The following is a 26,017-nucleotide window of genomic DNA, read 5'->3' on the forward strand; positions in this document are numbered from 1 at the left end:
CCCACCGAACCCCGGGGCCGCACCGTCTTCCTCCAGGTCCGCGACATCTCCCACCAGAAGATCGCCGAAGTGGTCACGACCCTCTTCCCCGACCTGGACCAGGACGCCGTCCGCACCCTCACCACATACGCCGTCGCCGGCGCCGACGGCCTGTTCGTACACCGCGAGGTCACCGGCGACACCGTCGACCTGGCGGCCCTGTTCGAACTGCACGCCCATCTGGTCTACGACGCGGCGACCCGCATGGCAGCAAGGAGCGAGGAATGACCCTGTCCGACCGGCAGCGCGAGGAAGCCGGCCTGCTGCTGCGTGAAGCCGAGCATCGCGTGGCACCGATCGACCCGCTGTCGGCCCTGCTGCCCTGCCTGGACCTAGCCGACGCCTACGCCGTCCAGCGGGACAACATCGCCTGGCGGCTGGCCGACGGGGCCAGTGTCGTCGGCCACAAGGTCGGCCTGACCTCAGCCGCGATGCAGCAGCTCCTCGGCGTGGACGAGCCCGATTTCGGCCATCTGCTCGACGACATGGTCCACCGCGACGGCAGCACCGTCCTCGCGGGGCATTACTGCCAACCGCGCATCGAACCGGAGATCTGCTTCCTGCTCGCCCGGCCCCTGCACGGTCCCGGCGTCACCGTCGAGGACGTCCTGGACGCCACCGAAGCGGTCGCGCCCGCCCTGGAGATCGTCGACAGCCGAATCCGCGACTGGAAGATCACCCTGGTCGACACGGTCGCCGACAACGCCAGCTCCGGCGGCCTGGTCTGCGGGGCCTGGACGCCCCTGGACGGGGTGCCCGACCTCTCCGTCATCCTCGTCGACCTGATGGTCGACGGCGAACGCGTGGCTTCGGGCAGCGGCAGGGAGGTGCTGGGCCATCCAGCCGCCGCGGTCGCCTGGCTCGCGAACACCCTCGCCTCCTTCGGGACCTTCCTGGAGCAGGGGCACGTGGTGCTGCCCGGCGCCATGACCACCGCCCCCTTCATCACCGCCGGCCAGAAGGTCGAGGCGCGCTTCAGCGGTCTAGGCCCGGTGTCGGTGACCTTCGTCTAAAGCCCCCGGAACAAGACCCGCTCATGTCGCCTGCCCCCTTGCCGGTCTCCGCCATCTTCTCCGGCAACACCTCGCCGGAGGATTTCGCGTCCGCCGACGATCCCGTACGACCGCTGGGGACCGCGCCCAGGCCGGCCGGACCGCCAGTCGTTCCCCCTCGACTCCGTCGGCGTCCACTCCGGCTTCCCTCGGCACGCCGAGGCAGGCCGACGCGGATGGGGCGGCGGCAGGGACGGCTTGACCACCGACGTGGGCGTCGGTCCGCTCATCGCGCAGGAGCCTCAAGAACTCAGGAGTCCGCCTCATGACCACCGCGCCACACCGGGTCGACGTCCACCAGCACATCGTCCCGCCCTTCTACCGCGACCTCCTCACCAAGGCGGGCATCGCCGACGCCGGGGGCCGCGCCCTGCCCGACTGGAGTCCCGAGGCGGCCTTGGAGCTGATGGACCTGCTGGGCACCGCCACGGCGATCGTGTCCGTCTCCACCCCCGGCACCGGCTTCCTCACCGAGCCGGGCGAGGCCGCCGCCCTGGCCCGGCAGCTCAACGGCTTCTCCGCGTCCCTCACGGCCGAACACCCGGGCCGCTTCGGGTACTTCGCCACCCTGCCGATGCCGGATGCCGCCGCCTCGGCCGCGGAGGCCGCGCGGGCGCTGGACGAGCTGGGGGCCGACGGGGTCACCCTCCTGGCCAACAACCAGGGCACCTACCTCGGCGCGGGCGGCCAGGACGAACTGTGGCGAACCCTGGACGAGCGCGGCGCCGTCGTCTTCGTCCACCCGGCCGACCTCCCCGCACCCGCCGTCGACGGCATACCGCCGTTCGCCGCCGACTTCCTCCTCGACACCACCCGCGCCGCCTACCTCCTCGTACGCAACGGCATCGTGCGCACCTACCCGAACATCCGGTTCATCCTCAGCCACGCCGGCGGCTTCGTGCCGTACGCCTCCCACCGCATGGCCGCCGCCATAGCCGGCGACACCGGACGCAGCCCCCTGGACACCCTGGACGACTTCCGCGGCTTCTACTTCGACACCGCCCTCTCCTCCAGCCCCGCAGCCCTGCCCACCCTGCTCGCCTTCGCCCGCCCCGGCCACGTCCTCTTCGGCAGCGACTGGCCCTTCGCCCCCACCCCCGCCGGCCAGTACTTTGCAGTCGGCCTCGACACCGAAGTCGCCCCCGGCACGCTCCAGTCCGTCAACCGCACCAACGCCGAAGCCCTCTTCCCCCTCCTGGCCGCCATCCCCACTCCGACGCAGACCCGTCCGGCCCCGGTACGCCTGCGCCAGGACGCCCAACGGGCCGCCGCCCGCCTGCTCTTCAAGCTCGTCCAACCCGGCACCGACTGAGGACGTCTCCATGACCACCACCCCCCACCCGCAGACCGGGGAAACCCAGGGAACCGACCCGACGGTCGCTACCGGCCCCGCCGGACACCGCGGCGTGCTGTTCGCGATGTGCCTGGCGCTCGTCCTCGTCGTCGCCTCCGTCTCCGCGCTCAACCTCGCCCTGCCCGACCTCGCCATCGACCTGTCGGCCTCCAACAGCGACCTGACCTGGATCGCCGACGCCTACACCGTCGCCCTGGCCGCCCTGGTGCTACCGCTCGGCGCCATTGGCGACCGCCTCGGACGCCGCAACGTCCTCATCGCCGGCACCGTCGTCTTCGGTGCGGCGTCCCTGGCCGCCTCCTTCGCCGACTCCACGTCCACGCTGATCGCCTGGCGGGCCGTCATGGGCCTCGGCGCCGCCATGATCATGCCCGGGACGCTCTCCACCATCACCGCCGCCTTCCCGCCCGAGCAGCGCGCCAAGGGCGTTGCCACCTGGTCCGGGTTCGCGGCCGCCGGCGCCATCATCGGCATGCTCGCCGCGGGCGCCCTGCTGGAGCAGTTCTCCTGGCGGTCGATCTTCGTCACCAGCGCCGCCGTCGCCCTGGCCGCCGCACTCGCCGCGGTCCTCCTGGCGCCCAACACCAAGGACTCCCACCCGCACCGGCCCGACGTGGCCGGGGCCGTGACCACCGCCCTGGGGATCGGCACCCTCGTGTTCGGCATCATCGAGGGCAACGAGAAGGGCTGGACGGAACCCGTGGTGATCGGCGCCTTCGCCGTCACGGTGCTGTCCTTCGCCGTCTACGGCTACCTCGGCCTGCGCACCGAACACCCGCTGCTCGACCCCGCCCTGTTCGGCATCCCCGGCTTCCGCGCCGGCGCCGTCACCGTCCTGGTGCAGTTCATGGCCGTCTTCGGATTCTTCTATGTGGGGCTGCAGTACCTGCAACTCATCCTCGACTACAGCCCGTTCAAAGCCGCCGCCGCCCTCGTCCCCGTCGCCGCCGTCGTCCTGCCCACCTCCCAGCTCACCCCGCACCTGGTGCGCCGCGCCGGCATGAAGGCCGTCATGGTGGTGGGTCTGGTGCTGCTCGCCTCCGGCCTGTTCCTGATCTCGCTCCTCGACGTCGGCTCCGGCTACCTGCCCTTCCTCGGCGGCCTCGTCCTCTGCGGCTTCGGCATCGGCCTGACCGGCGCTGTGGGCACCGCGGCCATCACCGGCTCTCTCGGCCGCGGCCAGCAGGGCGTCGCCTCCGCCATGAACGACACCACCCGAGAGGTCGGTTCAGCGGTCGGCATCGCCCTCATGGGTTCGATCTACGGCAGCCACTACCGCTCCAGTCTCCCCGACTCCGTCCGCCAACTCCCTGCCGAGGCAGCCGAGTCCGTGGAACACTCGGCAGCCGCCGGCCTCTATGTCGCCGACCGCCTCGGCACCCAGGGCGCGGCCCTCGCCGAAGGCGTCAAGTCGGCGTTCATGGACGGCCTGTCCGCCTCCCTGATCGCCGTGACCGCGGTCGTCCTCGCCGCGGCCATCGGCTGCCTCTTCCGCGCGCCGAAGACACCGCCCACCGCGGACTGACCTTCCGTCCAGTGACGCGGGCTCCCGCCAGGTCGCGACTCGCGCGCGGTCCTGGCGGGAGCGAGCCGTCACGGCATGGCCCGCGACCGGCAGGACATGACCACCGGGTTCGTCAAGGATGTGTGGCGAAGTACCGGGCGATGCCGGCGATTCCGCCGCTGACGGCCCGCTCGACAATGGGCGCCAGGCCCTCCGGAAGGATCTCCTGGCTGTAGACCACGCGTGAGCCGTCTCCGTCGGGGAGCACGTCGATGGTGCCGAGATGGAAGTCGATGGGCTGGGGCAGCCCCTCGACGAACCGGTACTGGAAACGCCTCAGTTCGTCGTACTTGGTCACGACGAGGGCCTTCAGTGTCCCCTCGGGTGTGCGCAGGTGGCAGTGCACGCCGTCGAAGTATGCCTCCTGCACGGCCGGGAACCACTCCGGGATCGTGCTCACGTCGGTGAGCACGGCCCAGACGCGGTCAGGGTCCTGCTCGACCTGGGTGTCGAAACGAAGAGTCGTCACATGCCCTCCTTGGGCCGCCACGGTGTCAGGGGATACGAAGAACTACGGCGCCTCACCGCGGAGCCCGGTCGGGCATGGGCTTGCGGTGCTCACGGCCGCGGGGAAGCGGCCGCAGGGCTCGGCACGTGCGGCAGCGGCTCCCCCGAGCGGGCGGCGTCGCCGTCGATGTAAATGGCGTGGTTCGAGCCGAGATGCCAGGTGCCGCGACAGCGACCCAGCTGTAGCACGCCGCCCACATGCCGCAGTTGCTCGAGTTGGGCGGCCGGGTCGGACGGCGGCTTCGGAATCCCCGGTGCGGCCATGCCCTCGGGCAGGGGAAGCGTGGATGCAGGGGTGGACATGCTCCGGACTCCTCTGTGAACAGGTTGAGCAGCCGCTCATGGCGACCAGGTGGACCATGTCACGGCTGTGGCCTCTCCGCCACGGCCACCGTCCCGTGAAGGGCGAGCCACAGGCGCCGCCACCACCACCGTGGCGAGGCCAAGGAGGCCGACGGCCACGGCGAGGCTTGCGACGACGGATGCGACAGCGATGAGGACGAGCGGGCAGAAGAACAGTCCGAAGAGGAACGCCGCCGTCCACAGACCGGTGCCGCGGCCGTGCTCGGCGTACTCCAGCTTGGACAATCCCCCAGGTGAGCAGCGAGGGCAGCAGGAGACCGGTGCCGACGCAGTTGAGGACCGCATCGGCGATCAGGACCACAGGGGTGCCGGCCGGCGCCATCACCGCGAATCCAGCCGCGCACCAGGGTGAAGATCGCGGGCAGCCTGCGCTCCGGTCGGCCGGACCGCTCGGCGAAGACGACGCGGCCGACCACAGTGGCGGCGCCGGCCAGCGCGGTCGCCACCGATGACCCCGCTCGACTCGACGCCCAGGTCGTCCACGAGGTACGCCGTCTCCATCGGGACCGGGTAGAAGACGATGCCGCCGAACACCGACAGCGTGCAGATGCCCGCCATTCCGCACGGGGAACGGTCGTGCTTCGTCGCAGGACGAGTCCTCGTACCGGAACGCCTGAGAACGGATGGGGCCCGATCCAACCGCGGTTGGATCGGGCCCCATCCGTTCTCACGAAGCACCAGTCGGCGATGTCGTAGGCGTCTCAGTCGTCGTATCATCGCCGGTCGTCGTATCGCCGCCGGTCGTCGTCCCGGCGTCCGATGTCCCCGAACTCGGGTCCTCAGTGAAGACGATCACGGTGCTCCCCGCCTCGACCTCGCTTCCCGCCGGCGGAGTACTCGTCGTCACCACGGAGTCGGAGGCCTGGGAGTACCCGGAGGCGATGGCAGCCTGGAGACCGAGCCCGTCCAGTTCGTCCTGGATCTCGGCGAGGGTCTTGCCGACGATGTCGGTGGGGATCTGCACGGTCGGCACGGACTTGGCGACCTGGACGTCGATCGCGGAGCCGGTGTCGGCCTCCTCACCGGAGGCGACGCTCTGTCCGACCACGGTTCCGGACTCGGCACCGCTGTCGACCTCGGTCGTGTCGCCCAGCTTCAGGTCGTGCTCGGCCAGCAGCTTCCGGGCCTCGCTCACCGTGCTGCCGCTGAGGTCCGGAACCGTGGCCTTCTCGGCCTCCTTGGCGGCCGTGAGAGTGACTTCGGTGCCCTTCTCGACTTTCTCGCCGCCGTCCGGGTTCTGCTTGAGGACGGTGCCAGGGTCCTCCGTGGACTCCACGTGCCGGAGCTTCACCTTGAAACCCTTGTCCTCCAGGATCCGGGACGCGTCGTCCTCGTTCTTGTCCGTGACGTCCGGCACCTCCACCTTCGGCGCACCGGTCGAGACGGTGACCGACACGGCCTCCCCCTTGGCGAGTTCGCCGTCCGTCGGGCTCTGCGTGCAGACGTGACCCTTGGGCTGGTCGGCGCAGAGCTCCCGCTTCTCCACGGTGAGCGTGAGGCCGACGTTGTCCGCCGTCCGCCGGGCATCGTCGAGGGTCTGGCCGACCAGGTCCGGTACGTCCGCCTTGCCGTCGTCGGCGCTGCCCCCGCCGAACATGAACCAGCCGACCACGAGCGCCATGACCACGACGGCGACGCTCGCCACGACCAGCACCACACTCCCCCGCCGGCGTCCGGGCTTCTCCTCGTCGCCGTCGTCGTAAGAGTCGTCGACCGCCTCCCGCGGGGACTCGGCGCCCGCCACCCGCATTCCCGAACCGAGACGTGCCTCGACGTCGGCGAGCATCTCCGCGGCGGACTGGTAGCGGTACCCGGGATCCTTCTCCAGGGCTCGCAGGACGATCGCGTCCACCTCGGGACCGATCTCGGGGTTGTAGAGGCTCGGCGGGCGCGGAGCCTCCTGGATGTGCTGGTACATCACCGACATCGGCGAGTCACCGGTGAACGGCGTACGGAAGGTGAGCAGTTCGTACAGCAAGCAGCCCACCGAGTACAGGTCGGAGCGGGCGTCGATGTCCTGCCCGAGCGCCTGTTCCGGCGAGAGGTACTGTGCGGTGCCGATGACGACGGACGTCTGCGTCATACCGACATCCCGCGCGTCGCGGGCGATCCCGAAGTCCATGACCTTGACCTGACCGGCCCAGGTCACCATGACGTTGGCCGGCTTGATGTCCCGGTGCACGATGCTGTGCTGGTGGGAGTGGTCGAGGGCCCGCAGGACACCGGCCGTCACCTCCAGGGCACGTTCGACGGTCAACGGCGGGCCGGAGTACAGGGCCTCGCGCAGGGTCGTACCGTCGACGTACTCCATCACGAGGTACGGCAGCGGACATCCGGCGCCCTCCCAAGCGCCGCCGTACGGCATGTACGCGTCCTCGCCCGTGTCGTACACGGCGGCGATGGTCGGGTGGTTAAGCGAAGCCGTGGACTGGGCCTCCCGGCGGAACCGCTCCAGGAACGTCTGGTCCTGGGCGAGGTCCGGCCGCAGGGTCTTCACGGCGACACTGCGGTCCAGCCGGTGGTCGTGCGCGAGATGCACCTCGGCCATGCCGCCGGAGCCCAGGAGCAGGCGAAGTTCGTAACGGCCGCCGAGGACGGCCGACGCACTGTGCTGGGTGCCGTGCCCCTGCTGGAGGGGGCCCGGGTGGGAGATGGTCAGGTCGTCTGGTCCGCCGAGGTTCACTGCACTTCTCCACAGGGGGTCGGAAGTCTGGGCCCAGGCAGGTAGCAACATCGCGACGCCTCACGAGGCCAGGGAGCACAGACAAGATAATTACACATCTCCGAGCAATTATCTGCGGGGGTCGGATACGACCCAGTGAGAGGCTGCTCACTCACTCGCAGTCCGACAGGAAACCTGACGGGACCAAGCGGCGCGCACAGGAGAACTCCGGCGCCGCGCGCCGGGGCCTGGTCCGAGTCCTAATGGGCGGCGAAGCAAGCCATCGCTATCCGAATCCGGAGTGAGAGCTCTTTCGACAGACCGCGAGGCTCGCTTCAGCAGGGCGACCGTAATCGCTTCGAGGCCGGCGCTGAGCACCGCAGGCGGCAGATGAGTGTGGAAGACACCGTCCCGCTGTCCTCGCTCCAGGATGGCCGTGACCTGCTCATGGGCCGGTGCCAGGATCTCGGCGACGCGTTGCGCGCCCAGGTCGTGTCGGGCCAGCGCGAGGAGCATCCGGTAGCGATCGCCCACGGGCCAGATCGACAGCACGAATCGCGCGAGGGCCCGGTCGGCCGGATCCGACGGCTCTGCCCCGGCCGCCACAGCGCCCCGGAGGCTCTCGGAGGTTTCCTCGGCCAGCGCCTCCAGAAGGGCTGCCCGCTCGACAAGGGACCTCTGATCCTGGACGAGCCGGGGTCCGCGCTCTACAACCCACGGCTCCGCCGCCGCTACCCCGTCGTCGACGGCATCCCGCAGCTCCTTCCGAGCTCCGGGCAGCCGGCTTCGGACCAGGAACTCGCACGGCTGCCTCAGCAGTTCCCTCGATGCCGCGTGACGCGGGAGCGGCTTTCCGCGGTACTGGAGCGCTACCGGGGAGAGGGAACCGACCTCGTCACTGCACGAAGGCCGATGCCGGGAACCCGGCGGACTCGTTCAGTTCGGCCCAGACCGTCTTGCCGTGCCGGGCGTGGCGCGTTCCCCAGTGCTCGGCGAGTTGGGCGACCAGGAGCAGGCCGCGCCCGCCCTCGTCGAAGGTGCGGGCCCGGCGCAGGTGCGGAGTCGTGCTGCCGCCGTCGGAGACCTCGCACAGCAGGGCGCGGTCGTGGATGAGGCGCAACTGGATGGGAGGCCGGCCGTAGCGGATGGCGTTGGTGACCAGTTCGCTGACCACCAGCTCGGCGGTGAAGTCGAGCTCCTCCAGTCCCCACGTGCTCAGCTGCTCGGAGACGCTCGACCGGGCCCCGGCGACTGCGGCCGGGTCGGCCTCCAGGTCCCAGCGGACGACCTGGAGGGCCCCGAGGGCGTGGGTGCGGGCCAGGAGCAGGGCGACGTCGTCGTCCGGGCGAGCCGGCAACAGGGCTTCGAGCACGGTGTCGCAGGTGGCCTCAAGGGACGGGGAGGGCTGGGCAAGGGCCTGGCGCAGCCTGGTGAGGCCCGCGTCGATGTCGCGGTCGCGGGCCTCGATCAGGCCGTCGGTGTAGAGGGCGAGCAGGCTGCCCTGGGGCAGGTCGACCTCCGCCGCCTCGAACGGCAGGCCGCCCAGGCCCAGCGGCGGGCCCGAGGGCAGATCGAGGAGGTCGGCCGTGCCTTCCCGGGTCACCACGGCGGGTAGCACATGACCCGCGCGGGCGAGGGTGCAGTGGCGGGAGACGGGGTCGTAGACGGCGTACAGGCAGGTGGCGCCGATGTCCCCGTCGGCTTCGACGGCCGGGTCCGCGGAGGCTTCGGCGGACAGGCGCAGTACGACGTCGTCCAAGTGTGTGAGGAGTTCGTCGGGCGGCAGGTCCATGTCGGCCAGGGTGCGTACGGCGGTCCGTAGCCGGCCCATGGTGGCGGCGGCGTGGATGCCGTGGCCGACCACGTCGCCCACCACAAGGGCGACCCGGGCGCCGGACAGCGGGATGACGTCGTACCAGTCACCGCCCACGCCCGCCCGGGCGCCGGCGGGCAGGTAGCGGCAGGCGACCTCCACGGCCGACTGCTCTGCGGTGTGCTGCGGGAGCAGACTGCGCTGAAGAGTGAGGGCGGTGGCATGCGCGTGCGTGTAGAGGCGGGCGTTGTCGACGGCCACCGCCGCCCTGGCGGCGATCTCCTGGGCGAGGAGCAGATCATCGTCGTCGAAGCGGCCGGGGTTGCGGTGGCGGAAGAACTGCGCGACACCCAGGGTGGCGCCACGGGCGCGCAGCGGCACCACCAGCGTCGAGTGGATGCCGTCGGCGGCGACGGCGCGACTGCCATGGTGCCGGGTGGGCTGCCCGGTGACCAGGGCACGAGCCGACGGCGAACCGTCCGGGCAGGTGTGGAGCTGCTGCGGCCTGATCTCCGATTCCGGGCAGCCCTCTATCGCCGACCCGCGCGCCATCCGGCGCAGCACGAGCGGGCCCTCCACCGGGGTGTCGTGTCCGCGGAGCGCGGAATCGAGCAGGTCGACGGTGACGCCGTCGGCGAAGTGCTCGCTGGCGAGGTCCGCCAGCTCCTGAGTGGTGCGGGCAATGTCCAGGGTGGTCCCGATGCGCATGCTCGCCTCGTTGACCATCGACAGACGCCATTGCAGTCGGCGGTCCCGCTCCTCCTGGAACGCCGCGACACCTTGCTCGGACGTGCGGTCCACGTAGCTGGTCGCCGTCGCGATCAGCTTGCGCGCTGCCGCACTGATCAGTTCGGCATCACTCGTGAACCGGGGCATCTCTTCGAGCAGCCGGTCGAGGACGACACCCTGCGCGAGCCGGAAAGCCCGCAGCATCGTGCTGAGGGGCGTACCGTGCCGGGCCAGCCGACGCGCGCGCTCCACGTCGGCCGGCGGCGGTTCGATCTGGCTCGGCTCGATGCCGTACTCAAGGCCGAACAACGCGGCGACAACGTGCTCGGCGACGTTGTCCGATGCCATGCGGGCCACGTCCGGGTCTTCCCACAGGTCGGGAAGCTCACGACGCAGGCGCCGCTCAACTTCAGCGATCAGCTCGTCCGCTGTCGAGCTGAGTTCACGCGCGACGCGGGACAGGAGACTGTCGGCACTGACGTCCACAATGACGACGTTACGCCGTATAGGAGCGTCGGCCCCGCTGGAAGACCTCAGGTTGGTGCATGCACCGCTTCCACGGACCCGTCGTCATGGCCAGCTACCTGGGCTGTCTCCAAGGTCCAACGGGTTCCACCGACAACAGCAGCGCGGCTGGCGGCCATCCGGCGACCAGTACCGGTTTCCACTCCAAAGCCGTGCCGCCACGATGTTCGCAGCCAGCCAGACCACGCAGCTGTGCTGCCCGTACCCGGGCGGCATCCACTGCTGTCCGACGGCCTGGCCTGGCTCGACTGCCAGATCCAGACCGTCCACCCGGCCGGAGACCGCGACATCGTCATCGCCCGCGCACTGTCCTGACCGCTCCCCGATGACAGCGGCCCGCTGTTCCCTCCACTCCGGCCTCTCCGCCCGCCCCACCTCCTGAGGACCTCACGGCCGACGGAGCCATCTCCCGGAAACACAGGGGTTGACAATCTTTTAGAACGACCTATTAACTTTCTTCCATGACGAACTCCCCCGAACCCGCGGCACGGCTTGCCGATCGGCCGCAGCCGACCGGCGCGGCGACCGTCGACCCGCTGGCCATGCGCCGATGCGTGAGCCGGTTCGCGACGGGCGTGGTGGTGGTCTCCTACTCGGGTCCCGACGGGCCCCGAGGTGTCACCGTCAACTCGTTCACGTCGGTCTCGCTGGACCCTCCCCTGATCCTGGTCAGCATCGCGCGCTCCTCGCGCACGCACACCCTGCTGTCCGGACGCCCGTTCGCGATCAACATCCTCGGCGCGGAACAGATGGCCGTCGCCCGGCACTTCGCCGGCGGTGAGCCGGATCTGACGGTCACCTGGGACGAGGGCTCGGTGCCGTCTCTCGACGGGTCGCTCGCCCGCCTCTTCTGCGAGCCGTGGCAGCGGCTCGACGGCGGAGACCACTCGCTGTTCCTGGGCCGGGTGGTCGACCTGGACTACCGGGACGGCAATGCGCTCGCCTACCACGAGAGCCGTTTCACGTCGCTCACGGCCCCGCGTAGCTGGATTCCCAAGGAGCTGCTCGGAGAGGAGAAGTACCCCACATGGATGTGATCGCGCAGCAGATACGCCCGCGGATCGAAGCACTGATCGCGGAGTTCGCCTGGCGGATCGACCACGAAGAAGGCCGTGGCGTCGCCAAGTTGTTCACCCCCGGAGGCGTCTACGCGCTCGGTGGGGTCGGTGAGCTGAACGGCCGCGAGCAGATCGCCGGCTTCTACGACTGGCGGCGCTCGGGCGGGCCCCGAACCTCTCGCCACCTCTTCACCAATCTCCACCTGGAGACGCTCGATCTCGACACGGGCCGCGCGCGCGGAACCTGCGTGCTGAGCCTCAACGCCGCGCACGGAGAGGGACCGCATCCACTGTCTCCGGTGATGATCGCCGACTACAGCGACGAGTATCAGCGCGCCGAGAACGGCGAGTGGCTGTTCGCGCGGCGCGACGTCTCAGTCGTCTTCGGTGAGATTCCCGGGATCGCCGAGGGGAGCCCGTGACGTGCTCACGACCGCGCGCATCCTGCTGACCTTCGCAGTGCTCGGCTACAGCCTGGTCCCGGCCGTGGCCGACTTCAACCGCACCCACGCGACGAACCCGCTGTGGACCGGACACGCCAGATACCACGTCGTGTGGCAGGTATCGAGCTATCTCGGGATCGGCGCCGTGTCGCTGGGACTGCTCTGGCTTCCCCTGGAACATCCAGTCTGGCGCGCGCACCTCACCGCGGCGATCGCGCTCTGCGTGTACGGCGGGTTCTTCGCCGCGGCCGCGAGCCGACGGCTGTACGGCGGCACGCTCTCCGACGAGAACGGCTACAAGCGGCTTGAGCCGCGCATCTTCGGACGGCCCTGGTCCGTGGACCTGAACATCGCCGGCTTCACCACGCTCATCCTGGTCCTCGCCATCGCCTGGGCGCTTGTCTTTCTCGCCTGACACGCCCCACGACATCCCCAGAAGTAAGAACAGGAGACAAGCATGTCCGCTGCCACCACCCTGAGCGACCGCGTCCGCGAGCTACTGCCCGCGATCGCCGAGCGCGCCCCCGAGACGGAAAGACTCCGGCGGGTCCCCGAGGAGACCATCGCCGAGCTGCGGAGCGTCGGCTATCTGCGCGCGTTCGTCCCCGCCAAGTACGGCGGTCTGGAGGTCAGCCCGTACGAGCTGGCACAGGCGACCCGGATACTGGCCGGGGCCTGTACCTCGACCGCGTGGGCCGCGCAGCTCCTGGCGGTTCACGCCCACCCGATCGCCAACTTCAGCCCCCGCCTCCAGGAAGAGGTTTGGGGTGCCGACCCGGACACCCTGCTCTGCTCGTCCGTCGCGCCGATGGGCAAGGCCACGCAGGTCGACGGCGGCATCCGCCTCAGCGGCCGGTACAGCTGGTCCAGCGGTTGCGAGCACGCCAGTTGGGCGATCGTCGGGTTCAAGATGCCCGGGACCTCGGGCGAACCCGAGCCGCACTTCGCCGTCGTACCGCGCGACGACTACCGCATCGAGGACACCTGGCATGTGATGGGGCTCAAGGGCACCGGCAGCCAGGACCTCGTGATGGAGGACGTCTTCGTCCCCGACCACCGGGTCGAATCCGTGATCGGCATGAACCTCGGCATGTCCCAGGGTTACGGGACCCACCCCGCGCCCTTGTTCGGGCTGCCGTTCCTGCCGGTGTTCTCGCTCGGGTTCTCGGTCGTGGGTCTCGGCGCCGCGGAGGCGCTGCGCGACCTCTACCAGCAGCGGCTCTCGACCCGAGTGCGCGCCTACACCGGTACGAAGGTCAGCCAGTCCACGCCCGCCCTGGTGCGCCTGGCCGAGGCGACACACGAACTGCGCTGCGCCGCTCGCCTGCTCGAACACGACTGGGAAGCCATGCAGGCCCGGGCCGAATCGACCGAGCCGGCGACCTGGGACGACCTCGTCGAGTGGCGCGGCAACCAGGCGTACGCGACCCGCCTGTGCGTACGAGCGGCCGACCGGCTGTTCGAGGCATCAGGGGGCGGCGCCGTCCGCGACGAGAGCACCATGCAGCGCCTCTGGCGCGACATCCACGCCGGCGCGGCGCACGCGTACTCCGACTACGACGTCGCGGCCCAGACCGTCGGAGCCCACCTGGCCGGGATTGCACCCCCCGAGGGAAGTTTCTAGGAGCATCGATGAGAATCGCCAACATCGCCGTAGCCGGCCGCCCCCGTCTCGTCGCCCCCGGACTCGAGAACAGCGTCATCGACCTCGCGCTGCTGCTCGGCCGGGACGCCCTCGACATGGACACGTTCCTCGCTGAGGCCGACGCGCTGCTGCCGACCTTGCGAGCGATGCTCGCCGAGCCGGCACCCGAGCACACCATCCTCGATGTCAGCCAGGTCCGCTGGCTGCCGCCGTCACCGCGGCCGTCGAAGATCGTGGGCGTCGCGATCAACAACAAGCTCGGAGCACAGTTCGCACACCGAACCCCCGTCGAGCCCGCCTACTTCCTCAAACCCCCCTCGGCGCTCGTCGGCCACGGAGAACCCGTCGTGGTGCCGAAGGAGTACGGACTCACTCACCCCGAGCCCGAACTCGCCGCGGTCATCGGTACCCGCGCACGGAACCTCACCCCCGAGAACGCCCTCGACGCCGTACTCGGCTTCACGATCATCAACGACATCACGTCGCCCGGTCTGAAGGACCGCGACAGCATGGAGTTGGTCCTGCCGATCGACATCGGATCCGACCTCAGCTGGCGCCGCCGCCACGGCGAGGACGACCACTCGATCTACCTCACCTACCACGCGCGCTCGAAGGGGTGCGACACCTTTGCCCCGATGGGGCCGTGGCTGGTCACACGAGACGAGATCCCCGACCCCAACGATCTCGACGTCGAATGCCGTCTTGACGGGGAACTCGTGCTCATCGATTCGACCCGGAACCTCACCTTCTCCATTCAGGAGGCAATCGCGCATCTGTCCCGGTCCATGACCCTCGAACCGGGCGACGTGGTCCACTTCGGGACCGCCTTCCAGTCGGCCGCGCCCGAGCGGTACCCGACAATCCGTCATCTCGACATGAGCAGGATCGACGGCACCTTCTCGATCGACATCCAGGGAATCGGGCGGCTGGACAATCCCATCGCCCGATCATGACCGACCACCCGATCACATACCCTGATCGGGTGGCACCCCCAGAGAAGAGCGACGAGACGACCAAGATCGACGGGCGCCGCCTGCGCGGCGAGGCCACGCGTGCGGCAGCGATCAAGGCGGCAGCCGAACTGTTCGCGTCGCAGGGCTACTCCGCAACCGGCATCAACAGCATCGCCAAGGCGGCCGGCGCGAACTCGGCGTCGCTCTACCACGCCTTCGGCAGCAAGGAAGGGCTGCTGGCTGCCGTCGTCGAGCACGCCAGCAACGAGTTCTTCGAGCAGCTCGACGTGCTCGGTGATCAGCCGACGCCGACGCAGGCCCTGCGCCGGCTGGCGGACTCCTTCGAGGCAAATCCGCTCTTCCTCCGGCTCCTTCTGATCCTCGTCCTTGAGCGCGGCAGAGAAGACCCGGTACTGCTGCAGACCGCGATCGCGGTCCGGGAGCGGGGCCGCGCCATGATGGCCGACGCGATGCTCGCCCATCTGCCCGACCTGCCCGCGGCCCGGCGCGCACAGGTACTCGATGACCTCAGCCGCCTGCTCATGCTCTTGGTCGACGGCGCGTTCATCGCACGTCAGGTCGACGCGGACGCCGAGAGATTCCGCCATCTCTTCGACCTGATGGCGGCGGCGATGCAGGGCATGGTGGGCGAGCTCTCGGCCTGAGAGGGCGGTGGGCAGAGACCGGCCGACAGCCGAGAGGGCGCCGGCGGTGATGCCTGGCATGCCCGAACGTCGCGTCGTGAACGCCCACTTGCGCTTCCACACGCAGTTCACCTCGGCCTGACCTCTCCCGACCTAACTGAATCGAACGATAGTTCGGGAACGAGAACCGCCGCCGAGATCCTCGACCGTCTCGCCTCATACCTTCAACGAATTCCCGCCGCAGCACACTAGGGATGCTTCACATGAGAACGTCAGAGATCAGCGGAGAGCCCTTGGCACTGGGCACCCCGCCGCACAGCCGCAAGGCACCCGCGATGACCGTGTGTCAGTGGCCTGCCCGCTACGACGGTCCGGCTGACCTGGCCGACATCGAGGCGGTCCCGCTGGCCAAGCGTGGCCTGCCGGCGACGACTTACGACGTGCTGGCACGGGCTGCCGAACTGTGGCCGGACCGGACCGCCTTGTCGGTGGTCCCGGATGCCGAGCGATGGAACGAGCACAGCACAGTCACCTTCGGGCAGCTCCGAGCGGAGGTGAATGCGGCAGCGAACCTGCTGCACGACCTGGGAGTGCGGCGTGGTGGCGCGGTGGGCCTGCTGTCACCGAACTGCCAGGAGCTGGTGGTCGCTACGATCGCCGCGGAGACCGCCGGCACAGCCGCGCCGGTGAACCCGGGCCTGAAGCAGGATCACATCCGCGAGCTGCTGGCGCGATCGGGTGCCCGGGTCCTGATCGCAGCCGGGCCGGAACTCGGCCCGACGGCCTGGGAAGCGGCGCTCCAACTGGCACGCGGCGGGGCGGTGGACGCTGTGCTGGCGCTGCGGCCGACCGGCGCTGCGGACCAGGCACCGAGCCTGCCCGTCGTCGAAGGCGTCCTCGTGGCCTACCTGGGCGAACAGAGCCGGACCCGGCCCGCCGACCGGTTCACGGGCACCCTGCCCGTGGCTGCCGACCTGGCCGCGGTCTTCCACACCGGCGGCACCACCGGGGTTCCCAAGCTGGCAGCGCACACCCACGCCAACGAGGTCGCCAACGCCTGGATGATCGCCGCCAACACGATGCTCGACGAGGACTCGGTCGTCTTCGCCGCCCTTCCCCTCTTCCACGTCAACGCGCTCGTCGTCACGCTGCTGGCGCCGCTTCTGCGTGGCCAGCACGTGGTCTGGGCCGGGCCGGACGGCTACCGCGAACCCGCGCTCTACCGGGAGTTCTGGAAGATCGTCGAGCACTTCCGGGTAGCGGCCATGAGCGCCGTCCCGACCGTCTACCAGATTCTGGCCCAGATCCAGGTCGACGCCGACATCTCCAGCATGCGGCTGGCCATGGTGGGAGCATCCGCGCTCCCGGGCGCAGTGCGCGACGCATTCGAGGGCAACACCGGTGTCACGCTGGTCGAGGGATACGGACTGACCGAGGCGACCTGCGCCAGCGTGCGCAGCTTCCTCCACCACCCAAGGCCCAGATCCATCGGCCGGCGCATGCCGTACACGCAGATCAAGGTTGTCCACGTCGAGCCCGACGGCAGTTGGACCGACCTGTCGGCGGGCGAGGTCGGCCTGCTGGTGATCAAGGGGCCGACGGTGTTCCCCGGATACGTCACCGGACACGATGCACAGGGGCCGGTGGTCGACGGGCTGGGCAAGCTCGTCGACGGCTGGCTCGACACCGGCGACCTCGCCTGCATCGACGAGGACGGCTTCATCCAACTCACCGGACGCGCCAAGGACCTGATCATCCGCGGTGGCCACAACATCGACCCCGCGGTGATCGAGGACGCCCTACTCGCTCATCCCGAAGTCACCGGCGCCGCAGCGGTCGGCCGCCCGGATCAGCACTCCGGTGAGGTCCCGGTCGCCTTCGTCACACTGGCCCCCGGAGCGACCGTCACCGGCGCGGATCTGCAGGCTTGGGCAGCAGAGCACGTTGCGGAGAGCGCAGCGGCACCCAAGGCGGTGTCGATCCTCGACGCGCTGCCGGTCACCGCTGTCGGCAAGCCGTACAAGCCGGCTCTCCGGGCGGACGCCACTCGCGACGCTGTCGGCAAAGCCCTGGAAGGCGTGGCACACATCAACGCAGTGGAGGCCGCCGTCGAAGACGGCTCCGTGGTGGTCATCGTCCACGCCGAGAGGGATGTCGACGCGGCCGCCGTGAAGTCGGCCTTGGGCGTCTACGCCATCGAGTGGCGACTGAGGGTGCGCCGGTCATGACCGGGCCGCGGACGCCACGCAAGAAGCGCGCCAACGGCGTGGAGTCACGTCAGCGGATCCTCGACGCCGCGGTGGAGATCGGGGGAGAGCGTGGGTACGAGGGCATGTCCATCGCGGCGGTCAGCGCCAAGTGCGGCCTGCCGGCCAGCTCGATCTACTGGCACTTCAAGGACAAGGACGACCTGATCGCCGCGGTCATCGAACGCAGCTTCGAGACCTGGCTGATGGCCGTCGAGCTGCCCGGCAATGAGGCGGGCACACCGCCGGAGCGGGCCACCGCCATGGCGGCGAACGTGGCGAAGTCACTGGTCGACGCCCCGGACTTCCTACGCCTCGGCCTCATGCTCGCCCTGGAGCGGCGACCCACCGAGCCCCGGGGCCGCACGGTGTTCCTCCAGGTGCGGGACATCACCAACCAGAAGATCACCGACGTGGTCGGAGACATGTTCCCGGACCTGGACCAGGACGCCGTACGCACCCTCACCTCCTACGCCGTCGCCGTCGCCGACGGCCTGTTCGTGCACCGGGAGATCACCGACGACGCCATCGACCTAGTGGCGATGTTCGAACTCCACGCACACCTGGTCTACGAGGCGGCGAACCGCGTGGCGGCAAGGAGCAAGGGACGCCCCTGACCGACCCACAGCGTGCGGAAGCCGCGCGCGTGACCTGCCCGCAACCGTGCGCGCCGCCCGGGTCTGCGGGCGGCGCGCACGGTTGCGGAGCGGCATGGTGGGTGCGACGGCATCGTGAAGCGGAATTCCGCGATGACGTCGCAGCGCCGACTCGTGGGGTGGCGCCCAGGGTGGGAGACGACGGCCGGTAATCGTGTTCGGTAGGCGAGAAGGGACGCTGGACGTACGCGGATGTCGGGCGAGCGCTCGACGATCTGTGCGTGCCGCCCCGCCCAGTACCGCGGGCGGTTTCTCTCGACAGATCCGGACGGAGCCAGAGCGGGGCCACAAAGGAGGTGGTCCTGGCCGGCCCTCCCGCCGTGGCGCCGTTGCTGAACGCAGCACGCCCGAAGGGCTCTCTGCCGCCGGAGATGTTCGCCAGGTGGTTTCCCTCCGTGAGCGCGCGTTCAGTGGCGGGCGCCCCGAACCCGGTCGATGACGTGCAGCGGCTCGGCGGGTGGGGTGTCGCCTCGCCAGGCGACGTGCTGGTCGGGGCGGACGAGGACGAGGTCGCGCTCGTAGAGGGCGCGGGCACGGGCGTCGCGCACGTCGAGGATCTCGAGCGGGACGCCTCGTTCGGCGGCGGCGGCGGTGAGTGCGGTGACGTCGTGGTCGGCGAACCGCAGCAGGGTGAAGCCGTGGTGGAAGAGGTCGAACAGCGCGCGGCCGTCCTGCAACAGCACACTCGGCGGCCTCGCGCCCGGCCAGGTGCTCGGCGTGTACTCGTCCATCGTCTGGCGCGGAGCCTGGGCGCCGGTTCCGTGCTCGTGGCAGATGACGGGTGAGGTGTCGTAGCGGTAGCCGAGTTCGATGCCGAGGGCCTCGTTCTCCAGGTTGCCCAGGTCGCTGATCTCACGGCCGAGTCTTTGGCGGGCGCGTGCGCCGAACCAGCGTTCGCTGTGCACGGCGGTCCGGTGGGCGGCCTTCACCGCGCCCCGCACGGCGGTGTGCCGGGCGGCGGCTGTGCGGTTGCGCAGGGCCACGGCCCGGCGTTCCTGTTCGTAGGCGCGCAGCAGGCCGGGGGTCCCCCAGCCCTGGAGCACCGCGGCGAGCGCCCAGCCGAGGCCGACCGCGTCGCCGACACCGGTGTTCATGCCGTAGCCGCCGGTGGGCGGCACCTGGTGGACGGCGTCCCCGGCGAGCCAGACACGGCCATGGCCGTACGCGTCGGCGACGGTCAGGCGTGGGGTCCAGGCGTTGGCGACCAGGACGTCCATCTCGAACTTGCGGCCCACGCGCTCGTAGACGAACTCGCGAGGGTCGATGCGGTCGGCGTCGGTGCCGGCGCTCAGTGGGGCGTGGAGGGTGAAGGTGTCGCCGTCGTTCTGCGAGATCAGCGTCCATCCCTCCGAGGACTGCAGGTGCCAGACGTTGCCGAAGCGGCGGAAGATCTTCGCGTCGGGTGTGGTGAAGTGCACCAGGTAGATCCGGCCGTCCATGGGCCGTTCCCGGCTCGCCCGGTAGGCGCGCGCGAGCATCGCCGCCGTACGGGGCAGCCCGAGCTCGCTCATCAGCATGCGCCGTACCTCGATCTCGTCGAGTCCGATGCCGAGCCGTTTTCGGGTGCGGCTGCCGGCGCCGTCGCACCCGGCCAGGTACCGCGCGCGGACCGTGCGCCGACGGCCGCCGTCCGCGGACACCAGCTCGGCCGTCACGCCCTCGGCGTCCTGCTCGAAGCTCTCCAACGCCCAGCCGTACTCCACCTTGACGTGCTTGGACCGGGCTTCCAGCAGGTCCCGCAGCGCCGGTTCGAGGACCACCTGTGACACGCGCATCCACGGTTCCAGTGGGAGGGTGCCGTCGTTGCGCTCACGGGCCGTCTCACGCATCCCGTCGACGCTGGGGTACTCGAAGGAGGCGAGCTCCCAGCCCACCGCGTCGGTCGCCCAGGTGACCTTGGTGCGGCGACCGGCCGGGATGGCGATCTCGCGCAGGTCGTCGGCGACGCCGAGGCGGCGGTACAGCTCCATGCTGCGGCCGTTGGTGACGTCCATCTTCGGGTGCCGGGTGGTCGAGGTGTTGCGCTCCACGAGCAGCGCGTCCACGCCGTGGTGCTCCAGCTCCATGGCCAGCGTCAGGCCGACCGGCCCCGCGCCGATCACCAGCACCGACGTGGTCTCGACCGTCGCGGCTTCCGGCGCCTGCCCCCGTCCCAGGGTTGTCGGCTTGCTCATCTCGCGGCTCTTTTCTCGTACGGCTTTGTACGACTGTGATCTACGGCTGTGATCTAGAGGAGGACGATCAGGTAGGCCGCCACCAGGGCGGCCGAGACGATCGCCGGTGCCAGCGCGGGCAGTCGGTCTCCGGCGCGCAGGTGTGCCAGGGCCGCGCCGGTGAGCAGGAGCAGGAATCCGGTCGCGGCGGCGACACCGATGCCGGTGACCGCCCATCCGGTGAACAGGCTGATCACACCGGCGAGTTCGAGGACGCCGATGACGCGGTAGGCGCCGACGGTGAACCCCGCGTGGGCGGCCCGCTCGGCCATCGCGGGAAGGCCGAGGATCTTTCCGGTGCCCAGCAGCGTGAACCAGACGGCCAGGACAGAGGTGAGGATGACGAGGGCGGTCATGTCAGTCGTCCTCCGGTTTCCGCGTGACGATCCGGCACGGCACGGCGAAGTCGCCGACCCGGCGCTCCACTTCGGCCGTGCTGTCGGCCGACGCCGAGGGGCGCAGCGTCACGGTGACCGTCACGGACCCGGAGTCGGCCTCGGCTCCGATCCCCTCGACGTCGTCGAGGTCGTCGAGGAGGTCGGCCAGCACGCGGCGGGTGGCGTCGGCGCGCAGCGGGAGCTTGTACGGCTTACCGACCGCGGTGACGGGCAGCGCGGCCAGAACCCGGACGGCCTTGGGAGCGGCGGCGGCCTCGCTGACGTGCTCGGCGGCCCAGGCGCGGAGCTCGTCCTCACCGACCGAGGCGTCGGCGAGGGTCACGTACGCCACCGGCACCTCTCCGGCCCGCCGGTCCGGCTGTCCGACGGCCAGGGCTCCGGTGACCGCGGGGTGCGAGAGCAGTGCGTCCTCGATCACCCGGGGATCCATGTTGTGGCCCCCGCGGATGATGAGGTCCTTCGCGCGTCCGGTGAGGTAGAGGAATCCGTCCTCGTCGACGTAGCCGAGGTCGCCGGTGTCCAGCCACCCGTCGACCACCTTGCCCTGGCCGCTGATCCGGTAGCCGTCGGCGTCACGGCCCTCGACATAGCCCGGGAACACGGTGGGGCCGCTGATGAGGATGGTGCCGACCTCGCCCGGTGGAAGCCCGGTGGGCGGGAAGCCGGGGATTTCGCCGACGTCGACGATCTTGATGTGCTGGTACGGCAGCCGCTGTCCGACCGAGCCGGGGCGGCGGACTCCCAGGAATCCGCGGACGCTCGCGCAGGTGGCTTCGGTCAGGCCGTAACCTTCGAGCAGGGGAATCCCGGTCGCCGTCTCGAAGTGGGAGCGCACGCCGTCGGGCAGCGCGGAGGCGCCGACCATCGCGCAGCGCATCGAGCTGATGTCCGCGTCGACCGGGCAGGTGGCCAGGACCGCGTACACGGTGGGTACGGCGCTCATCGTGGCGATCCGGTAGTGCTCGACGATGTGCCAGAACTCCTTGAACAGCGTGATGTCGCGGTACCCCAGCGGTCCGGCCCAGACCACCTGCCGGCCGCGCAGCAGCGGTGCGAGCAGCGTGACGACGAGCGCGTTGACGTGGAACAGCGGCAGTGCGGCGAAGACGACCGAGTCCTCGTCCAGCACGGAGTTGGCCGCGATCATCCAGGCGTCGCTGATCTCGTTGGTGTGGGTGTGTGCCGCGAGTTTCGGCGTGCCGGTCGTGCCGCCGGTGTGGAAGAACGCGGCCAGGTCGGTGCCGGTGGGCGGCTCGCCGAGGAACCGGTCCCGCTCGCAGCCGGCCGCGGCGTCGGCGAGGTAGGCCACGGTGGCGTTCTCCACCGCCGGCAACGGGGCCTGCCCGGCGGCGGTGGGACGCAGGACGAGCACATGGTCCACCAAGCCGTCCCGGGCCAGCTCGGCGCTGGTGGCGAACGTCTCGGGGTCCAGCTCCGGGGACGCCGTGATGACCACGCGGGCGCCGGACCTGCGGATCAGCTCGGCGACATGGCCACGGGTGAGCGCCGGGTTGACCGGGGTGGCAATGCCGGCGAGTTGGGCGGCCAGCAGCGCGGTGACGAGCTCGTCGCAGTTCGGGGAGAGCAGGGCGACGGCGTCGTGCCGGCGGACGCCGAGGCGGTGCAGGGCGTTGGCCGCCTGGTGCACATCGGCGAGAAGCCGCGAGTAGGTGCGGGTGGCGGGCGTGCGCCAGGACGCGGCGTCGGGGAGGACGGTGAGCGCGGTCCGCCCGGGCCACCGCTCGGCCGCTCGCCGCAGCAGGTCGTACGAGGTGCCGGGCAGCCCGCGCTCGGCCAGCGGCGTGGCCTCGACGGCGGTCAGGTCGTCGGGGTGGTCACAGCGCGGCCAGGCCACGTCAATGTCGCTGTGGATGCTCACGCGAACCTCACCTTGTTCTGCTGCGTGCCGAGGTCGATGGCTCCGTCGGGGGTACGGATGGACAGCTCCAGCACATCCCCGTCATGGAGGTAGTCCTGGTTCTTCGCCTGGGAGTTGAAGAACGCCTTCCACCTCACCGCCGGCGGCAGGAGCGCGGCGATGAGCGCCACGGGCTTGGGCGGCGCCTTGAGGGCCGTGCCGCCGGGGGTGCCGGTGAGGACGAGGTCGCCGGTCGCGAGGGCCTGGAAGCGGGAGAGCTCCTGGAGGGCCCGCAGCGGGTGGTAAATCATGTCGGTCAGGTCGCTGTCCTGGCGGATCTCGCCATTGACCTTGAGGACCAACTCGAGCTCGGCGAGGCGGTCGAGTTCGTCGGCGTCGAGCAGGACCAGGGCGGGGCCGACCGGGGTGAACGTCGGGTACGACTTGGCCTCGTAGAACTGGGTCTTGGGCAGCTGTACGTCACGTGCGGAGACGTCGTTGGTGATGACCAGGCCGGCGACGTGGTCCTTCCAGTTGGCGGCGGTCACGGTGGCGCCGACGCCGAGAGGGCGGCCGATGACCAGGCCGAGCTCGATCTCGTAGTCGAGGAACCGCACATGGGCAGGCCGCACGATCTCGTCGAACGGTCCGCTGATCGAGCCCGAGGTCTTGCGGAAGAAGGTCAGCGGAACGGTCCGCGGGTCCATGCCCGAGTCGCGCACGTGGGACACGAAGTTGGTCATCTGCGCCACCACCCGGCACGGCGCGGTGACCGGGGAGACGAGCGGGAGCTCGGCGATGCTGCGGGGCTCCGCCGAGAGGGTGCCGGACCGGGCCGCGGACAGGGCCATGTGGACCGTGACCTCGTCGTCGAGGAGTTCGGCGGTGGTGGTCGCGGTGGTGTCGACCGGGACGGCGCGGTGCTCGTCGAGGGCGACCCACCACGAGTCGGCGGTACGGAGGACGGAGATGCTCATGAAGTAGCCACTTTCAGCAGGCCGCGCAGGCGCTCGAGGTCGAACTCGTTGTCGTCGGATCGCAGAGCGCGGAGGATCGAGCGCAGCTCGGCCAGCGACTCGCGTCCGGGAGCCATGCCCAGGAAGTCCTTGGTGGCCGGAGGCCCCCACTGGGCAAGGCCGGAGGCCGACATGGGGGCCCAGCCGGGCTCGAGGCTGGAGTCGAACATGTCGCTGTCGGCGAAGTGCTCGACGAGGAAGCCGTCGGGGTCGCGCCAGTAGTCGAAGATCTGGCTGCCCAGGATGTGCCGCCCGATGCCCCAGGACCGCTTGTAGCCCTCGTCGAGCAGGTGCTCACCGCCGGCGGCCAGCGCGTCGAGGTCGGACACCTCGTACGCCGAGTGCACGTACCGGTCGGAGGGGCCCAGTGTCAGAGCCAGGGTGTGGTGGTCGGTGAGCGTGTTTCCGCGGTCGCAGCGGATGAAACTCATGGTGGGACCCCGCTCGCGCTGACCCTCGTAGTAGAGGAAGTCGCTGACGATCAGGCCGAGGTGCTCCAGGTACCAGTTCAGCGTCCGCAAGTAGCTGGTCGTCTGCAGGACGACGTGCCCCAGGCGCCGTACGCCCGCCGGCTCGCAGGGCGGGCGCTGGGTGTCGTTGACCCGGTCGAGGTCGCCGCCGAAGTTGAGTCGCTGCGGCTCCTGCCCCGACAGAGCGGGCAGGTCGTCCGTGTCGGCGACGACGCGGACCCGTAGTCCGCTGGGGTCGAGGAGGTCCACGACCGACCCGCCCAGGGTCTGGGGCAGCGGGTGCACCCGGGTGTCGGTGGCCTGGGCCAGCCGGAGCAGGTCGCGGGTGTCGGCGGCCCGGAAGGCCGGGCCGAGGAACCGCGATCTGCTGCCCTTGCGGATGATCACGCTCGGTGCGCCCGCCTGCGTTCCCCGCAGGTGCAGCTCGCGGGCGTCGCGGTGGGAAGTGACGAAGCCGAACGCCTGGGCAAAGGTCTCGGCGCGGCCCAGGTCGGGCTTGAAGAACTCCAGCCACGCGATGTCGTGGACCTTGATCACCGGGTTCGCCGCCCTGCCCGGATGCTCTCCGGGGAGTGCGCCCTGCTCGGAGTGCAGGTCGTTGTGCGTCCCGTGATGGCCGTCGTGCGTGCCGAGTCCGGCGCTGGGGTGAGCAGCCATGGTCACCACCTCCTGAAGAAATATTCACCACCGAAACTGACGTCAGTCAATAGAACTGAAGAAATCTTCAAGAAACAAGATGTGGCGGCTAGAGTGCAGCTGATGGCGAGTACGGGTGGGGTGGAGGACGCGATGGCCGACAGAACCGCGACCGGGCGAGTCGACCGGAGGAAGGCGCGGACGCGGAGCGCGCTGGTGTGCGCGGCCCAGCGTCTGCTGGCCGAAGGGCGGACCGACGTCCCCATCCTGGAGATCACCGAGCTCGCCGACATCGGAGTCGGTTCCTTCTACAACCACTTCGACAGCAAGGAGGAGCTCTTCCGCGTCGCGGTAGAAGAGGCGCTGGAGTGGTGGGGCACCCTCATGGACCGCCTCACCGCGGACATCGACGACCCTGCGGTCGCCTACGCCCAGAGCTTCCGCATGACCGGCCGCCTGCACCGCCGCCACCCGGAGCTGAGCCAGGTCCTCCTGAACCACGGACTCGAACTGGCTCGCTCCGACAGCGGCCTGGCACCGCGGGCGTTCCACGACATCAGTGCCGCGGTGGACGCGGGACGATTCGAGGTGGAGGACCTGGACCTCGCGCTGGCGGTGACGGCAGGCGCCACGCTGGCACTGGGCGCGCTGCTGCACGCGCAGCCCGACCGTGACGACGCGAAGTCCTCGGACCTGGTCGTCCGCGGCCTCCTGCGGCAGTTCGGCATCTCCGCCGACGAGGCCGAGCGGATCTGCTCGCTCGATCTGCCGGACCTCGATCTCGTCGACACCATCGCCGGTTGAGCGTTACCGACGGCCTGCGTGCCGTCCGGCGATGTGCACGCGCCAGTACGGCGTACCGACGAGTCCGCCGATCACCACTCCTGCTGTAGGGCCTGCTCCAATTAGAGTGGACGCTCCAGACGATGTCCGTTCAACCACGGTCAAGAGCCCTGCATGAACCGGAGAAGCACACCCATGAGCAGTCCGCAGGCGCCGCGCAGGAAGCGGGCGAACGGAGTGGAGTCGCGCCAGCGCATCCTCGACGCCGCCGTGGAGATCGCGGGCGAGCGGGGCTACGACGGCACCTCCATCGCCGCGGTCAGCGCCAAGTGCGGCCTGCCCGCCAGCTCCATCTACTGGCACTTCAAGGACAAGGACGACCTGATCGCC

24 protein-coding genes and 3 pseudogenes are annotated in these 26,017 nt (G+C 70.1%); 16 read left to right on the forward strand and 11 right to left on the reverse strand.

Translation table 11 applies throughout. The features are described from left to right. From IG08_RS0149585 to IG08_RS0149600, 4 genes and pseudogenes are all read left to right on the forward strand, one after another. Positions 1-267 (forward strand): annotated as a pseudogene (locus IG08_RS0149585) (TetR/AcrR family transcriptional regulator); the annotation flags it as partial. Beyond that, positions 264-1,052, forward strand: a complete 789-nt coding sequence (locus IG08_RS0149590; RefSeq protein WP_030620324.1) for a 2-keto-4-pentenoate hydratase — start codon at positions 264-266, stop codon at positions 1,050-1,052. The pseudogene IG08_RS0149585 and the gene IG08_RS0149590, both read left to right, overlap by 4 nt. A 304-nt stretch (positions 1,053-1,356) precedes the next feature. Continuing rightward, positions 1,357-2,403 carry an amidohydrolase family protein gene (locus tag IG08_RS0149595; RefSeq protein ID WP_030620327.1) on the forward strand — a complete coding sequence of 349 codons (1,047 nt, stop codon included), beginning with the start codon at positions 1,357-1,359 and terminating at the stop codon, positions 2,401-2,403. 10 nt (positions 2,404-2,413) lie between these two features. Continuing rightward, positions 2,414-3,970 (forward strand): MFS transporter, encoded by a 1,557-nt coding sequence (locus tag IG08_RS0149600; protein ID WP_030620329.1) that lies wholly within the window; start codon positions 2,414-2,416, stop codon positions 3,968-3,970. Positions 3,971-4,082: 112 nt separating this feature from the next. Here the strand turns inward: IG08_RS0149600 and IG08_RS0149605 are convergent, their stop codons facing one another. The 5 genes and pseudogenes from IG08_RS0149605 to IG08_RS62065 all read right to left on the reverse strand — a co-directional run. Further along, positions 4,083-4,478, reverse strand: a complete 396-nt coding sequence (locus tag IG08_RS0149605) for an SRPBCC family protein (protein ID WP_030620332.1) — start codon at positions 4,476-4,478, stop codon at positions 4,083-4,085. Between the two features lie 89 nt (positions 4,479-4,567). Continuing rightward, the gene (locus IG08_RS60450) at positions 4,568-4,819 is read right to left on the reverse strand and encodes a hypothetical protein (protein ID WP_158812383.1); all 252 of its coding nucleotides are present in this window, start codon (positions 4,817-4,819) and stop codon (positions 4,568-4,570) included. Positions 4,820-4,855: 36 nt separating this feature from the next. Beyond that, positions 4,856-5,104 (reverse strand): hypothetical protein, encoded by a 249-nt coding sequence (locus tag IG08_RS56260; protein ID WP_052425253.1) that lies wholly within the window; start codon positions 5,102-5,104, stop codon positions 4,856-4,858. Between the two features lie 442 nt (positions 5,105-5,546). After that, positions 5,547-7,562 carry a Stk1 family PASTA domain-containing Ser/Thr kinase gene (locus tag IG08_RS0149615; RefSeq protein WP_030620335.1) on the reverse strand — a complete coding sequence of 672 codons (2,016 nt, stop codon included), beginning with the start codon at positions 7,560-7,562 and terminating at the stop codon, positions 5,547-5,549. Between the two features lie 147 nt (positions 7,563-7,709). After that, positions 7,710-8,204: pseudogene (locus IG08_RS62065) on the reverse strand (TetR/AcrR family transcriptional regulator); the annotation flags it as partial. Between the two features lie 15 nt (positions 8,205-8,219). Between IG08_RS62065 and IG08_RS62070 the strand changes: the two are divergent. After that, positions 8,220-8,339, forward strand: a pseudogene (locus IG08_RS62070) (Trm112 family protein); the annotation flags it as partial. 97 nt (positions 8,340-8,436) lie between these two features. Here IG08_RS62070 and IG08_RS0149620 read toward each other — a convergent pair. After that, positions 8,437-10,569: an ATP-binding SpoIIE family protein phosphatase gene (locus IG08_RS0149620; protein WP_043457304.1), complete on the reverse strand. Its 2,133-nt coding sequence runs from the start codon at positions 10,567-10,569 to the stop codon at positions 8,437-8,439. Between the two features lie 231 nt (positions 10,570-10,800). On the opposite strand from IG08_RS0149620, the gene IG08_RS60960 reads away from it, so the two are divergent. The 9 genes from IG08_RS60960 (at position 10,801) to IG08_RS0149665 (ending at position 18,214) form a co-directional block, all read left to right on the forward strand. After that, on the forward strand, positions 10,801-10,923 hold the full coding sequence (locus tag IG08_RS60960) for a flavin reductase family protein (RefSeq protein WP_199821115.1): 123 nt from the start codon (positions 10,801-10,803) through the stop codon (positions 10,921-10,923). Positions 10,924-11,069: 146 nt separating this feature from the next. Further along, positions 11,070-11,645 carry a flavin reductase family protein gene (locus IG08_RS55265; RefSeq protein WP_078656065.1) on the forward strand — a complete coding sequence of 192 codons (576 nt, stop codon included), beginning with the start codon at positions 11,070-11,072 and terminating at the stop codon, positions 11,643-11,645. Next, positions 11,636-12,088, forward strand: coding sequence for a nuclear transport factor 2 family protein (locus IG08_RS0149635; RefSeq protein WP_030620342.1), 453 nt, complete (start codon positions 11,636-11,638; stop codon positions 12,086-12,088). Before IG08_RS55265 ends, IG08_RS0149635 begins: the two co-directional genes overlap by 10 nt. A gap of 1 nt (position 12,089) precedes the next feature. Further along, positions 12,090-12,524: a hypothetical protein gene (locus IG08_RS0149640; RefSeq protein ID WP_052425255.1), complete on the forward strand. Its 435-nt coding sequence runs from the start codon at positions 12,090-12,092 to the stop codon at positions 12,522-12,524. 42 nt (positions 12,525-12,566) lie between these two features. Next, entirely contained in the window at positions 12,567-13,733 is a 1,167-nt protein-coding gene (locus IG08_RS0149645; RefSeq protein ID WP_030620347.1) for a flavin-dependent monooxygenase, read from the forward strand. Between the two features lie 8 nt (positions 13,734-13,741). Continuing rightward, complete coding sequence (locus tag IG08_RS0149650; RefSeq protein ID WP_030620351.1) at positions 13,742-14,707, forward strand: fumarylacetoacetate hydrolase family protein; 966 nt, start codon at positions 13,742-13,744, stop codon at positions 14,705-14,707. 29 nt (positions 14,708-14,736) lie between these two features. Then, complete coding sequence (locus IG08_RS0149655) at positions 14,737-15,372, forward strand: TetR/AcrR family transcriptional regulator (protein ID WP_199821116.1); 636 nt, start codon at positions 14,737-14,739, stop codon at positions 15,370-15,372. 242 nt (positions 15,373-15,614) lie between these two features. After that, positions 15,615-17,579 (forward strand): acyl-CoA synthetase, encoded by a 1,965-nt coding sequence (locus IG08_RS0149660; RefSeq protein WP_234343189.1) that lies wholly within the window; start codon positions 15,615-15,617, stop codon positions 17,577-17,579. Then, positions 17,576-18,214 (forward strand): TetR/AcrR family transcriptional regulator, encoded by a 639-nt coding sequence (locus IG08_RS0149665; RefSeq protein WP_030620359.1) that lies wholly within the window; start codon positions 17,576-17,578, stop codon positions 18,212-18,214. The genes IG08_RS0149660 and IG08_RS0149665 overlap by 4 nt, the downstream gene beginning before the upstream one ends. 446 nt (positions 18,215-18,660) lie before the next feature. Here IG08_RS0149665 and IG08_RS0149670 read toward each other — a convergent pair whose 3' ends face one another. The 5 genes from IG08_RS0149670 to IG08_RS0149690 are packed head-to-tail and all read right to left on the reverse strand — an operon-like array spanning position 18,661 to position 24,865. Then, a complete protein-coding gene (locus IG08_RS0149670; RefSeq protein WP_052425256.1) occupies positions 18,661-20,427 on the reverse strand; it encodes an FAD-dependent monooxygenase in 1,767 nt (588 codons plus the stop codon). A gap of 53 nt (positions 20,428-20,480) precedes the next feature. Next, positions 20,481-20,822: a DoxX family protein gene (locus tag IG08_RS0149675; RefSeq protein ID WP_030620365.1), complete on the reverse strand. Its 342-nt coding sequence runs from the start codon at positions 20,820-20,822 to the stop codon at positions 20,481-20,483. Between the two features lies 1 nt (position 20,823). Further along, positions 20,824-22,743: an acyl-CoA synthetase gene (locus IG08_RS0149680; RefSeq protein ID WP_234343190.1), complete on the reverse strand. Its 1,920-nt coding sequence runs from the start codon at positions 22,741-22,743 to the stop codon at positions 20,824-20,826. After that, positions 22,740-23,699, reverse strand: a complete 960-nt coding sequence (locus tag IG08_RS0149685; RefSeq protein ID WP_030620370.1) for a fumarylacetoacetate hydrolase family protein — start codon at positions 23,697-23,699, stop codon at positions 22,740-22,742. Before IG08_RS0149685 ends, IG08_RS0149680 begins: the two co-directional genes overlap by 4 nt. Then, positions 23,696-24,865 carry a VOC family protein gene (locus IG08_RS0149690; protein WP_052425257.1) on the reverse strand — a complete coding sequence of 390 codons (1,170 nt, stop codon included), beginning with the start codon at positions 24,863-24,865 and terminating at the stop codon, positions 23,696-23,698. The genes IG08_RS0149685 and IG08_RS0149690 overlap by 4 nt, the downstream gene beginning before the upstream one ends. A 102-nt stretch (positions 24,866-24,967) precedes the next feature. On the opposite strand from IG08_RS0149690, the gene IG08_RS0149695 reads away from it, so the two are divergent. Next, a complete protein-coding gene (locus IG08_RS0149695) occupies positions 24,968-25,648 on the forward strand; it encodes a TetR/AcrR family transcriptional regulator (protein WP_234343191.1) in 681 nt (226 codons plus the stop codon). 174 nt (positions 25,649-25,822) lie between these two features. Next, positions 25,823-26,017, forward strand: a 195-nt coding sequence (locus tag IG08_RS0149700) for a TetR/AcrR family transcriptional regulator (protein WP_158812324.1), incomplete at its 3' end; no start/stop codon positions are given.

Origin of the sequence: Streptomyces fulvoviolaceus, assembly GCF_000718165.1 — a bacterium.
GTDB classification, from domain to species: domain Bacteria; phylum Actinomycetota; class Actinomycetes; order Streptomycetales; family Streptomycetaceae; genus Streptomyces; species Streptomyces fulvoviolaceus.